The organism is Variovorax sp. GW822-FHT04A09, from assembly GCF_058801005.1.
In genome coordinates this window covers 1,070,354-1,084,740 of sequence record NZ_JBXAMV010000001.1, presented here as the reverse complement: position 1 = coordinate 1,084,740, position 14,387 = coordinate 1,070,354, and the positions used below count along the sequence as shown (strand labels likewise).

The 14,387-nt window shown below is 72.0% G+C and carries 3 protein-coding genes; all 3 read left to right on the top strand.

The features are described 5' to 3' along the window. Position 1: 1 nt before the first annotated feature. The gene (locus AC1RLW_RS04855; protein ID WP_493192359.1) at positions 2-1,003 is read left to right on the top strand and encodes a FecR family protein; all 1,002 of its coding nucleotides are present in this window, start codon (positions 2-4) and stop codon (positions 1,001-1,003) included. A gap of 68 nt (positions 1,004-1,071) precedes the next feature. Continuing rightward, the gene (locus tag AC1RLW_RS04850; protein ID WP_492741093.1) at positions 1,072-1,413 is read left to right on the top strand and encodes a FecR/PupR family sigma factor regulator; all 342 of its coding nucleotides are present in this window, start codon (positions 1,072-1,074) and stop codon (positions 1,411-1,413) included. Next, positions 1,404-14,378 (top strand): filamentous hemagglutinin family protein, encoded by a 12,975-nt coding sequence (locus tag AC1RLW_RS04845; RefSeq protein ID WP_493192358.1) that lies wholly within the window; start codon positions 1,404-1,406, stop codon positions 14,376-14,378. Before AC1RLW_RS04850 ends, AC1RLW_RS04845 begins: the two co-directional genes overlap by 10 nt. Positions 14,379-14,387 lie beyond the last annotated feature (9 nt).

Sequence of the window (14,387 nt, the reverse complement as noted above, 5' to 3'; positions counted from 1 at the left end):
CATGTCTTCCCCCGATACCGAAACGAGCATGCTGGAGCGCCAGGCGCGGGCCTGGTGGGCGCGCCTGCATTCGGGCCAGGCCACGCGCGCGGATGCCGATGCGTTCAAGCAGTGGGCCGCGTTGAGTGCCGCGCACGCGCAGGCGTGGCGCGAGCTGATGCGCGTGTGGTCCGCGCTCGATCCGCTGCTGGCCGAAGAAGCCGCACGACAGGCCGAAGCCGCACGCTCACGCACGTCTCGCACGCGGGGCCACCGCTTCTGGCCGGCGCTGTCGAACGCGCTGCATTCTCCGGGGCGCCGTGCCTTTCTCGGCGGTGCGGTCGCGGCCTCGGTGACCGCGGGCGTGCTCGCGGTCGATCCGCCGCTGGGCCTGTGGCCGTCGGTCGGCGAGCTGACGGCCGACTACAGCACCGCGACCGGCGAGCAGCGGCAGGTGGCGCTGGGCGAGGGCGTCAGTGTGCGCATGAACACGCAGACGCAGATCAACCGCCTGCAGGGCGCGCGCGGATTGGCGTTGGTCGCCGGCGAAGCCGAGATCGCGACCGCTGACGAGGTCGAACTGTTCGTCGAAGCCGGCGGTGGCCGGCTGCAGGCGCGCGGGGCGCGCTTCAACATCCGCCATACGGGCCCCGAAGTCTGCGTAACCTGCCTCGACGGCCGCGTGCTGGTGTCGGTGAACGGGCAGCAGCGTTCGGTCGAGGCAGGCCGGCAGGTGGTGTACGACCCCAGCGGGCTGCACGAGGTGGTGCGCGCCGACCTGGCGAACGTGAGCACCTGGGGCACGGGCGTGCTGTCGTTCGACGGCACGCCGCTGGCCGAGGTCATCGCGGAGATCAACCGCTACCGGCCGGGCCGGATCATCCTGCGCAACGAGGCGCTGGGCCGCGTGGCGGTGCGCATGCAGCTGTCGCTGCACAGCATCGACAACGCGCTGGCGATGATCCGCGAGCTCTACGGCGCGAAGTTGCGCAGCCTGCCCGGCGGCATCGTGCTGCTGAGCTGAATTTCTGACGCATCGCGAGCAGCCTGCAAAAAGTTTACGGGTTGCATCGCGCAGGCTCGTCATGGGGTATGCAACCGACGCCTCATGACACCCGCCTGAGCGACGAAGCGCTGGCCTGGGTCGTACGCCTGAACCGCCTGCATGGCAGTGAGGCCGAGGCACAGGCGCTCGCGGGCTGGTGTGCACGCAGCGCGGCGCATGCGCGGGCCTGGCGCGAGGCCTTCGCGCTGTGGCAGTTGCTGTTGCCCGCGGCCTGCCAGACCCGGCCGTTGCCTGCCCCTCGATTCCCGTCGATCGCCCGCGCGGCGAACGACATCCATGTGTCCGTGCGCCGTCCGGGGTCCCGGGCGGCGTTCGATCCCGCCGTTTCTCCCTTCGCGCCGTTTCGCTCCCGCTCATCATGGTCCTGAATCCGCACGCCCATTCTTCGCGCCGACGCGCCGTTTCGACCGAGGGCGAGCTGCGCCTCACGCCGCTGGCGCGTGCGCTGGCCGTGGCGCTGGCCACCGCGGGTGCGCTGGGCGTGGCCCAGGCGCGGCAAGCCTTCAGTCCCGCCTGGTTCGCCGACAAGGGCGCGGCGCAGGCCGGCGCGGTCCAGAGCGGGCGCCTGCCGAACGGCATGCCGGCGTCGAGCCTCACGAACCCGGGGCTGCAACAGCAGCAGGCGAACGCGCAGCTGCAGCGTTCGATCAGCAACCTGAACCTCGCGGCACAGGCCATCGCGGCGCAGCAGGCGGCCCAGACGGCGGCGCGTGAGGCCGCACGCAACACGCCGTCGTCGGTGCCCGACGGTCTCACCGAAGGCGGGCTCGCGGTCGACACGAACAGCCTCACGGCCGGCTGGCACAACGCCAACAGGCCCGAGCAGACGCCGTCGGCCGACGGCCGCACGCGCGTGGCGATCCAGCAGACCGGTGACCGCGCGGTGCTGAACTGGGAGACCTTCAACGTCGGTCGCAACACCACGGTCGATTTCAAGCAACAGGCCGACTGGGCCGCGCTCAACCGCGTGAACGACCCGAAGGCACGGCCCTCGCAGATCCAGGGCCAGATCAAGGCCGATGGCACCGTGCTCATCGCCAACCGCAACGGCGTGGTGTTCAGCGGCACCAGCCAGACCGACACGCGCAACCTGGTGGCTGCCGCCGCCCACATCAGCGACGACCAGTTCAAGGTGCGCGGCATCCACAGCGCCCGCGCGGGCGAAGGCTATGCACCGAGCTTCACCGATGCGCAGGGCGCGGTGAAGGTCGAGGCGGGCGCGCAGCTCACCACGCGCACGCCCGCCTCGGTGACGCAGGGCGGCGGCTACGTGCTGCTGATGGGCAAGGAGGTGCACAACGCCGGCACCGTCACCACGCCGCGCGGGCAGGCGCAGCTTGCGGCGGGCGACTTCTTCATCGTGCGCCCGGGGCAGGGCACGGCCGAGAACACCTTCTCGACCACGCGCGGCAACGAGGTGGCGCCGCAGTTCCTGCCCGACAGCACGGCGGGGCAGGTGAGCAACACCGGCCTGCTGCGCGCACCCGAGGGCGACATCACGCTGGCCGGCCGAAAGGTGGTGCAGGACGGCGTGGCGCTGGCCACGACCACGGTCGACACGCGCGGCACGATCCATCTGCTGGCGTCGGCCGCCGATGCGAAGAGCAGCGTCACCGTCACCGGGCGCGCGCTGAACGCGGTGCTGCTCGACACACAGGACGGCCGCACGGCGCTCGACAGCCAGCGCAGCGCACTCATCAACGAGTCGGCCAGGCAGGACGTGCTGCGCCGGGGCGCTGCATTGGGCGCGTTCGACAACCTCTCGCTGCTCAACGACCGGCGCGACCTGTCGCGCATCGAGATCGTCTCGGGCGGCGGCGTGCTGTTCGAAGGCGCGTCGACCACGCTCGCCACCGGTGGGCAGATCGCGGTGAGCGCGGGCCGCCAGGGCGGGCGCAGCACCGTGGCCGACGGTGCGCGGCTCGACGTATCGGGCGCTGTGGGCGTGCGCGTGGCCATGGCCTCGAACAACGTCGAGATCAACATCCAGGGCAACGAGCAGCGCGACGCACCGGTCAACCGCGACACCACGATGCTCAACAACAGCAACGTGTGGATCGACCGGCGCAAGCTCACGCGTGTGGCGGCAGGCACCGGCGGCTACGACGGCGAGCGCTGGTACACGGCGGGCGGCCTGCTCGAGGTCGGCGGCTACCTGGGCCTTCAGGGACACAGCGTCGGCGAATGGGCGGCGCAGGGCGGCCACGTGGTCTTCACCGGTGCCGAGGTGGTGACGCAGGCGGGCTCGAACATCAACCTCTCGGGCGGCACGCTGGACGTGCAGACCGGCGTCATCCGCCAGAGCTGGCTCAAGGGCCGCGACGGGCGGCTGTACGAGGCGTCGAGCGCGCCGGCCGACATCGTCTACACCGGCGTCTACAAGGGCTTCGAAGACGAACACAAGCGCTGGGGCGACAAGACCACGGGCTACTTCTACAACCCGCTGATCGGCCCGCAGCAACGGCTCGAGAACGGCTACACGGTGGGCCGCGACGCGGGCCGCCTCGAAGTGGCGACGGGCGCGGCGGTGCTGCGCGGCGACATCACGGCCACCGCCTACCAGGGGCCGGGGCAGGGCACGAAGAGCGACGCGGCGCTCGACGGCTACGCGCAGTCGCACGCTGCGGCGGCCCGCGCGGGCCAGCTCACGCTCGGCAACGACCAGGTCGTCGGGTTCAACGACGACCCCACGAAGGGCGCGGTGGGCATCTTCCGCCAGCTGGTGCCGACGCTCGATCGCATCGTGTTCGCAGACGGTGCGGCGGGCGCCGACACGGCCAGGCTCGGGGCCGGCGACCCGCTGCCCGCCGCCGACAAGGAGGCGCTGCGCCTGGACAGCCGGCAGCTCAGCGGCTTCGGCCTGGGCGCGCTCGTGGCCGTGGCCGGCAAGGAGATCGCGGTGGACGGCGCGCTGGGCGTGGCACCGGGAGGGCGCATCGCGCTGCACGCGACGACGGTGGCGGTGCGCGGCGACCTGACGGCGCGCGGCGGCCAGATCATGCTGGGCAACGTGGTGCGCAGCGCCAGCAACGTCGGGGGACCGGGCGATGCCAACCTGCCGCTGGCGGAGGGCACGCTGCCCGAGGCCATCGGCGTGCGCGTCGCGCCCGGCGTGACGCTCGATGCGCGCGGGCTGTGGAGTAACCTGCAGATGGACCCGTCGGGCAGCAGCGGCCTGCCGTACCTCGATGGCGGCGCGGTGCGCATCCGCAGCACGGGCGCGATCGACCTGGCTGCGGGTTCGCTGATCGATGTGTCGTCGGGCGGCGCGGTGCTGGCCAACGGCAAGACACGCGGCGGGCGCGGCGGCGATGTGGACCTGCTGGCGGACAGCAACACCTCGGTGGCGACCCACGGCCTGCTGCATGCGGATGGCGACATCCGGGGCTACGGCGTGAGCGGCGGCGGCACCTTGCGGATGGCGTCGGGCACGGGGGTGGTGATCGGCGGCACTGTGCCGGGTGGCGATGGGCAACTGTCAGCCGGGCAGGCCGCGCCGACCGACTTGATCCTGCTGCAGGACTACCAGGTGCGCGCGGGCGACGTCCTGCCGGTTGACTACCACTACCAACGCACGCGAGCCTTACCCGGAGAAGCTCTGGGATCGCAGCCGCTCTTCGATGATGGTGCGAACGCCGTCACCATCGCGGCGGATTGGAGGCTGCCCCGACCGAATGGGCCGCGCGGGGGGTACTCAGTCACCGCCATCGTGAACGGCGAGTCAAGGGTCTTTCGTTCGAGGGGCGTCGAGGAAGGCGAGGAACCCGCGACAGTGCCTGCGGGCGCCAGGATTGTGGGAATGTCCAATGTCGTCGAATTTCCCATCATCTTTGTCGTTCCCGCTGCCGTCTTCCCGAATGGGCTGAGCGTCGCTGAACAAACGGCAACCGTCGTCGCAGGCCGGGTTGCGCCTGCCGATTTCATCATCGCGAACGGAACACAGGTAGCCGCGGGTACGCGCTTCCGTGAACCGGTGAGCACCCTCGCGAGCATCGCCATCGACAGCGGCATCTTCCAGTCGGGCTTCTCACGCTACGACGTCAACGGACACCTCGGCCTTGTCGTGGCCGACGGCGCGAAGCTCGACGTGCGCATGCCGGTCTACCGCTTCGCGCCCGACGCCAAGACCGTCGCCGGTGGAAGCGAGCCCGAGCGCGCGCTGGCACTGTGGATGCCGCCGCTGTGGACCGAAGACCCGGTGCGCGGCGTGCTCACGCAGCGCGGCGGCGTGAGCCTGCAGTTGCAGGCGCTCGTGGACAACGGCGTGGCCACGGTGTCGCGGGCGCCGGTCGACGTGCGCCCGGGGGCCGAAATCACGGTCGACTCGGCCCAGTCCATCAGCCTGCGTGGCCGCGAGATCACCATCGACGGCCTGCTGCGCGCGCCGGGCGGCACCATCAGCGTGGAGGGGAGCGGATTGCCAGGCAGTGGGCAGGCGGGCAGTCCGGGTCAGCCCGGGCTGGTGTGGATCGGCGAGCGCGCCGTGCTCGACACCTCGGCACGGGCCGCGGTGGCCTACGACAATTTCGGTCGGGCCTACGGGCAGGTGCCCGACGGCGGCACGATCCGCATCGGTGGCGCGTTCGATTGGGAGCAGACCGGGCTGACCCAGGCGCCCGAAGCCTTCGTCGTGATCCGTCCGGGCGCGCTGCTCGATGCGTCGGGCACGCGTGCCGACCTCGATCCGGGCGCGGGCGGGCCGCGCGGCATGACCTCGCCGGTGCCGGTGGCGAGCAACGGCGGCACCATCGTCCTCTCGTCGAGCCAGGGCCTCTACCTGGACGGCACGCTGCGCGCGGCCGCCGGGGGGACGGGCGCCGCGGGCGGCACGCTGGCACTGGCGCTCGAGTCGGCGATCTACCCGACCGTGCTCACGACAGGCGAACTCCTGCGTCATCGCGAATTGGTGCTGGCCCAGACGCAGGGCGACAGCCCGCTCGCGGCGGCGACTTCGCGCTTCGACGCACGACAACTGCTGCGCACGGGCACGGGCCGGATCGGCGTCGATCGCATCGAGGCCGGCGGCTTCGACAACCTGTCGCTGCTGGTTCATGGTCCGTTGAGCTTCGATGGCAACGTCGCACTGAACCTGGGACAGAGCCTGCGCCTGTACGCGGCTTCGTACGCGCACAGCGACGCAGCGGCGGCAGGGTCTTCGGTGTCGCTGAGTGCGCCTTATGTCCGGCTGGCGGGGGTGCGCAGGCCGAAGGTCCCCGATGACTCGACCATGCCCGAGGCCGGCTGGGCGCAAGGGCCGTCCACGCAGGTGCCCGACGGCACCTTCGCGGTCGCCGGCGACCTGATCGACGTGCGCGACCGCGTCGGCTTCGGTGCACGAGCGACAGTCGACTTGCGCACCTCGAACTACGCGATGGACCGGCGCGGATTCGCAGTCGTCGAACTCACGAGCCGCGGCGACCTCCGTCTTCTGGGCGGCATGGGGAGCGAGGGGCTCACCGACATCACGACGGAGCTGGCAACCGCCGGCAACCTGGCATTGACCGCCGCGCAGGTGTACCCGGCCACGGATGCCAGTGCCCGGATCCTGGCAGGCGTGATGCCACGGGACCCGGCTTCCGGCGAGACGCCGCGCTACGCCGAGGGCAGCGTGCTGGCGATCCGCCGCCACGGTGACGGCGAGGTCGCGACGCCGTACTCGGCGTTCGGCAGCCTGCGGCTCGGCGCCGAGACCATCGAGCAGGGGGGCATCCTGCGTGCCCCGCTGGGACGCCTGCAACTGGGCTCCAGCTTCACGGGCGAGGTGGCCGAACGGGTGACGCTGCTCGCAGGCAGCGAAACTTCGGTGAGCGGTGCGGGTCTGCAGATGCCCTATGGCGGCACGGTCGACGGCCTGAGTTATCGCTACGGCGGACAGGCCGTGACGCCGGTCGGCGCGGGCGGAATGGAAGGCTCTGCGGCCGTCCGGCGCGGCATCGGCTTCAACGCCCGCCATGTCGACGCGCAGGCCGGTTCGCTGCTCGACCTGTCGGGTGGCGGCACGTTGTCGGGCGCGGGCTTCACCACCGGTCGGGGCGGCTCGGTCGACGTGTTGGCCACGCCGCTCGCGAACGCGAACCCTTTCAACGCCTACAGCGACCGCCGCAGCGGCGTGTACGCCATCGTGCCCGGCAGCGCGGCCAGCTATGCGCCGGTGGCGCCCGAGGCGGGCTTCGGCGCACCGGCGGTGGGACAACAGGTCACCCTTCCGGCCGGCGTGCCGGGCCTGCCGGCCGGCACCTACACGCTGATGCCCTCGACCTATGCGCTGCTCCCCGGCGCCTTCCGCGTCGAGGTCGGCGCGGGCGACCGCATCGGCCTTTCGGGCGTGACCGGCGTGGGCAACGGCTCGTATGTCGCGCCCGGCTACCTGGGCGTGGCCCACACCGCGATCCGCGAGGCGCTGCCGAACCGCCTGGTGCTCACGCCCGGTACGCAGGTCCGTGCGCATTCGAGCTACCGCGAGACCGACTACAACACGTTCATGCGCGCGGACGCGGCGCGCCAGGGTTTTGCGCGCGGGATGCTCACGGTCGATGCGAAGACGCTGGACATCTTCCTGGCCAAGCCCACCGACACCGACACGAACCGCCTGGGTTTCACCTTCGACGGCCAGGTGCGCCTGGATGCGGCGCCCGGCACCGACGGCTTCGGCGGCACGGTGAACGTGCGCGGCCTGGGCGAGGTGCTGGCGGCGGGGCAGACGGCCGCCACCGGCCTGGCCGGTGCGTCGGTGCAGGCCGACGAACTCAGCAAGCTGCATGCACCACGGTTGGTGCTCAATGGCGGCATCTTCGTCGAGTACGGCCAGAAAGGACGACTGGCCACGATCGGCGGCGACGGCAGCCTGGTGGTGCGCAGCGGTGCGCGCCTGTCGGCGGGCGACATCGTGCTGGCGAGCAGTCCCGGCTTTGTGGGCGAGCAACAGATCGTCATCGAGGAAGGCGCCTCGCTCAGCACCCTGGGCCAGAAGGCCTCGGGTTTCGACTCGAGCGCGGGCTATGTGTTCACGGGCACCTCGGTGCTTGCGTTGTCGAACGGCTGGTTGAACTTGCAGTTGGGCGCGTCGTCGCCCGATGTGCCGTATTCCGTCGGCATCCACGTCGGCCAGTGCGTGACGGCCTCGTGCAGCGGCACCACGCAGCTGGTGTCCGAGGGCACGCTGGCCATCGCCACGAACGGTGCGCTGACGCTGGCCGACAACGTGTCCTACGGCACGCGCAACCTGTCGCTCGCGGTGGCGGCGGTCAACCTCGGCGAGGATGCGGCCATTGCCACCGCAGGCGCCAACGGCCGCCTGCCGCTGGGCCTGGCGCTGAACCAGGCGCGGCTGGACCGCCTGCTGGCGGGCAACACCGCCATCGGTGCGCCGGCGCTGGAGACCTTGATCCTCAACGCGCGCGACGCCGTGAACATCTTCGGTGCGGTGAAGCTCGACGCCAGCGGCCTCGACCGGCTGGTGTTCGGCACGCCGGCCATCCACGGCTATGGCGCGGCGGGCGACGTGGCCGCCATCCGGGCGGGCGAGTTCGTCTGGTCCGGCTCCGATGCCGTGCCCGGCGCGGCCATGGCCGACCTGCTGGGCGCGGGCACGCTCGACATCGGCGCCCGCACCATCGTGCTGGGCCACGGCCCCTATGCGCAGCCCAGCGGCCAGGCGACCGATGCGCGCCTGGCGTTGGGCTTTGCCGACGTGAAGCTGAACGCCAGCGAACGCGTCACCGCCAGCGGTCGCGGCACGCTCGCGGTGCACCAGCGCCAGGACGCGTACACGCCGGGCGAGGGCTATGCCTACGAAGGCGGCAACCTCGCGGTGGTGGCGCCGGTGCTCACGGGGCAGGCGGCCTCGACGATGCGGATCACCGCGGGCGGCGACATCACCGTGGCCGTGCCCGAAGGCGTGGCGCCCGGCACGAGCGACGCGCTGGGCGCGACACTGGAACTCAGGGGGAAGCGCGTCGGGCTGGAGGGCAGCATCGTGCTGCCCTCCGGCCGGCTGGTGCTGGCGGCGACGGACAACGTCACGCTCGGCGCGGGCTCGCGCATCGACCTGTCGGGCCGCACGGTGACGCTGTTCGATGTGGCGAAGGACAGTGCCGGCGGCGAGCTGCTGATGACCAGCGCGGCCGGCCACATCACACAGGCGGCGGGCGGTCTCATCGACGTGTCGGCGCGCCGCCAGCGCGGCGGCACGATCGAGGCCGTGGCGCTGGGCGAGGGCGCCGGCCACGTCGCGCTCGACGGCGCGCTGCGCGGCGCCACCAGCGGCAGCTACGACGCGGGTGGCACGCTGGTGCCCTACGACGCGGGCGAGCTGACCGTGCGCGCCCGGACCCTGTCCGACTTCGCGGGCCTGAACCAGCGGCTCAACGACGGCGGCGTGTTCGGCGCGCGGCGCTTCCAGATCAAGCAGGGCGACCTCGTGGTGGGCGACGGGGTGAAGGCGCGCGAGGTGGCCATTGCGCTCGACGGCGGCAGCCTGCGCGTGGACGGCCGCATCGACGCGAGCGGCGTGCAGGTCGGGTCCATCCGGCTGGCCGCCGCGGGCGACCTGCGCGTGAACGGCACGCTGGACGCACACGGCACGGGCCTGCGCGTGGACAGCGCAGGCCGCATCATCGACAGCCCGAACCGCGCCGTGGTCGACCTCACGAGCCGCGACGGCACGCTCACGCTGGGCAGCGGCGCACGCATCGACCTGCGCGCCGGCACCGACGTGGCCATGGGCACCCGCGCCGGGCAGAACGACGGCCGCGCGCGGGGCACGCTCGACCTCAATGCACCGCGCCTCGGCGCGGACGACGTGGCCGTGGCGGTCGAGGGCACGCCGGCCATCGTGGGCGCGAAGACCGTCGCGGTGAATGCCTTCCGCACCTACGACGACGCGCCGCTGGCTTCCACGCCCGACGTGACGGGCCACCGGCCGCAACTGATCACGCAGGATTTCCTCAACAAGGTTGACGTCCACAGCGTCGCCTTCATCGACAAGGCGCTGGGCAACGCCTCGCTGTCGGCGCGCCTCACAGGCCTGGGCAGCTACCACCTGCGCCCCGGCGTGGAGATCGTGAGCGACCGGATCAACAACCCGAACGGCGACCTCACGGTGGACGGCGACCTCGACCTCTCGGGCTACCGCTACGGCCCCGCGGCCGACCGTGGCGATCCGGCGCGGCGCGGCTTCGGCGAGCCCGGCAAGCTGGTGATCCGCGCGGCCGGCGCACTCAACGTGCACGGCAGCATCAGCGACGGCTTCGCACCGCCGCCGGCCACGCCGGACGACGTGGGCTGGATGCTCGCCGAAGGGCGCTACGCCGGCGGCGCCGTCATCGTGCCCATCGACGGCGTGACGCTCGACACCGGCACCCGCTTTCCCGCGGGCGCCACCCTCAACTACAGCGTGGCCGTGAACCCCACCACGCTGCCCGCCGGCACCGTGCTGCCCGTGGACGCGGTGCTGCAAGCGCCGTGGAGCCTGCCGGCCGGCACCGTGGTCGCGGCCAACATCTACCGCCCCGACGGTTCGCTGGCCCATGCCGCCGGCTCGGTGCTGGCCACGGCCGTGACGCTGCCGTCCGAGACGCGGCTGGGCGCCGGCACCGCGCTGCGCTCGCCGGCCTCGGTGGGCGCGCTGACCTGGCCCAAGGGCGTGGAGCTGCCGGTGGAGATGACCATGGCCGGCCCGCTGCAGCTCGCGCGCGGCGCGCTGATTCCGTCGAACACCTTGCTGGAACTGCCCGGCAACACGCCGGTGCAGCTGCGGCCCACGGTCGATGGCGTGCAGGGGCGCAACTGGGCGATCGCTCCGATGCTCGGTGAAGGCGCCACCTCGTGGGACCTGCAACTGGTGGCGGGTGCGGACCTCGGCGCGGCCGACCGCCGGGCGACGCGGCCGGATTCGCGCGCGGCATTGCAGCTGGCCGACGCGCACAGCGTGTTGAAGTTCACGATCGAAATGGGCCCCGGCAACGGTCCGCCGGTGTGGGCGCCGGGCAACTGGCTGGGTCGCCCGCCCGGCACACCGGTCGATCCCGAGGACCTGTGGTGGTGCGACATCGGCGCCGGCCTCTGCGTGCCCGGCGGTGGCCAGGAACGGGCTGTCGGCGCGCCGAACACGCCCGCCTTCAGCGTGCTGCGCACCGGCACCGGCGACCTCGAGTTGCTGGCAGCCGGCGACCTGCGGATGCGTTCGCCCTTCGGCGTGTACACGGCCGGCACGGCCACCGCGACCGAGGCGGGCCACAACCGCCCACGCGGCAGCGGCGCCGACGGCCTGCTGGGGCCGCAGTCGCCGCTGACCGACTACAACGGCGCGCTCTCGGCCTACCGCGCGTGGTATCCCGACCAGGGCGGCAACCTGCTGATCGCAGCCGGCGGCGATCTTGTGGGTCACATCGTCTCCGATGAACGCTCAAGCGTGCTGGCCGGCAACTGGCTCTGGCGGCAAGGCTCGGGCACGGCGGGCATCGACAGCCCGATCCCGAGCGCATGGTGGATCAACTTCGGCGCCTACATCGGCGGTGCCGTCGTGCCCGGTGCGTTCACGGAGCCGACGCTGGCCGGCTTCACCGGCTTCGGCACGCTGGGCGGCGGCAACCTGAGCGTGCGCGTGGGCGGTGATGCGGGGGCCATCGCACCGCGCACGCCGCAGCCACTGGTGAACTCGCAGGACAGACCCAGCAGCGGCGGCCTCGTGCTCGCCGTGGCGAGCACCGGCCGCGTCGGCGCGGACGGTGCGCTGACCCTCACAGGCGGCGGCGACATCGACATGCGCGTGGCCGGCGCCCTGAACCCGCACCGCGCGCTCAACGGGGCCGCGGAGAACCTCGTGCTCACCGGCGCCATCGCCAACCTGCGCGGCAGCACCGACGTGCGCGCGGCGTCGATCGGCAGCCTGGGCCTGCAGTACCTGTCGAGCAACTTCAACCTGAGCGACCCGATCGACACGCGTGCCATCGATCCCTTCAACCCGACCTTTGCCGATGCGCGCGGCGGCATCAACCTGCTGCCGGGCGACGCGACGATGCGCCTGAGCACGCGCGGCGACCTGGTGCTCGGCGCCGCAGCCGACCCCGGGCGCGTTCCGACGCCGAACACCTCGGCCTTCAGCGTCGGCGGCACCGGCTACGACGGAGGCGGGCAGGGCTGGTTCAGCCTGTGGAGCGACCGCAGCGCGATCGACTTGCTGTCGGCGGGTGGGCACCTGACGCCCGTGATGGCACGCCGGGACAGCGCCGACTCGACACTGAAGACCACCTCGCCGGACGCATGGATCGTCTATCCGGGCATCTTTCACGCCGCCGCGTTGACGGGGAACATCTACGCCGGCTATGCGGCGCTGCCGCAAGCACGGTACTACCCCGTGGCACTGAGCTACGGGCTGACCCTGGCGCCTTCCGCACGCGGCGAATTCGAGATGCTGTCGGGCGGTTCGATCTACGCGGGCCAACTCGGCATGGGCATGTCGGGCACCGGCACGCCGCTGCCGACGCCGTTCAATCCCGCATTCGTTGGACTTTTCGAAGACCAGTTCATCCGCGAAATTCGTGTCTCCAACGTCTCGCCCATGAGTCCGACGATGCTCACTGGGGGATTCAACAGGACTTCGCTGTTTGCCTTCGGCCCGAACACGGCAGCGCAGCCGCTGGCCCGCGACGTGGCAGCACCGCCCGTTCGCTTCTATGCGGCCAGCGGTGACATTGTCGGCCTGCGCACTGGCGAAACCCTGACCCTGCCCGACGGCAGCGCGACCTGGTACCAGGCCGCCGGCCCGGTCTGGATCAAGGCCGGCCGGGACATCGTCAACACCGGCGATGCGCCGGGCACGTTCTGGGTGGAGCGTCCGAGCGAGCTCCAGAGCACAGCCTCACGCGGCAACCTCATCGTCCACCAGCAGCCCTCCGACGTCTCGGTGATCTCCGCGGGCCGCGACATCCTCTACGCCAACGTCGACATCGCCGGCCCCGGCACGCTCGAAGTCTCGGCGGGCCGGCACCTGCGGCAGGAAGACCGTGGCGGCATCACCTCGATCGGTCCCATCGTGCCTGGCGACACGCGGCCCGGCGCGTCGGTGGCGCTCATGGCCGGCGTGGGCGCGCAGGCGGCGACGCAGGGGCTGGACATGGCGCCGATTCGCGCGCGCTACCTCGACCCCTCGAACCGCGCCGAAACCGGCACGCCGCTGGCGCAGCAGCCGGGCAAGGCCGCGAAGACCTACGAGGCCGAGCTGGCCGCATGGCTGAAAGCGCGCTACGGCTTCGACGCCGGCACCACCGCGCAGGCGCTGGCGTACTTCGACGGGCTGGCCCCGGCGCAGCAGCGCATCTTTTTGCGCGAGGTGTATTACGCCGAGCTGCGCGAAGGCGGGCGCGAGTACAACGACGCGGACGGCCCGCGCCAAGGCAGCTACCTGCGCGGGCGCGAGATGATCGCCACGCTGTTCCCCACGCGCTCGGCACTCGAGGGCGACATCACGATGTTCGGCGGTTCGGGCGTGCGCACGCAGTTCGGCGGCGACATCGACATGCTCGCGCCGGGCGGCAGCATCATCCTGGGCGTGCAGGGTGCGGTGCCGCCGGCCACCTCGGGCGTGCTGACGCAGGGGGAAGGCAACATCCGCTTCTTCAGCGAAGGCAGCCTGCTGCTCGGGCTGTCGCGCATCATGACCACCTTCGGCGGCAGCATCCTCGCGTGGTCGGAGAAGGGCGACATCAACGCCGGGCGCGGCGCCAAGACCACCGTGGTGTTCACGCCGCCCAAGCGCGTGTACGACAACGTCGGCAACGTCGAGGTGTCGCCGCAGGCCCCGAGCTCGGGCGCGGGCATCGCGACGCTGGCGCCCATCGCCGAAGTGCCGCCGGGCGACGTCGACCTGATCGCGCCGCTGGGCACCATCGACGCGGGCGAGGCGGGCATCCGCGTGTCGGGCAACGTCAACGTGGCCGCGCTGCAGGTGGTAAACGCCGCCAACATCCAGGTCAAGGGCGAATCGGCCGGCCTGCCGGTGGTGGCCTCGGTGAACGTGGGCGCGCTGACCAACGCCAGCGCCGCGGCCTCGCAGGCCAGCATGGCGGCGCAGGACGCGATGCAGCGCGAACGCGCGGCGGCGCGCCAGGCGCTGCCGTCGGTGTTCACCGTGCGCGTGCTGGGCTTCGGCAACGAGCCTGCGAGCGGGGGTGCCGGCAACGGCGCGCAGGCGCCAGTCGACAGCGCCAAGGCGACCACCACCGCCGCAACCTACAACCCGCGCAGCGTGATCCGCGTGCTCGGCGGCGGCAGCCTGCCGCCGGCGATGAGCCGGCAACTGACGGACGAGGAGCGCGCCAACCTGCAACGCTGAACGACCCGT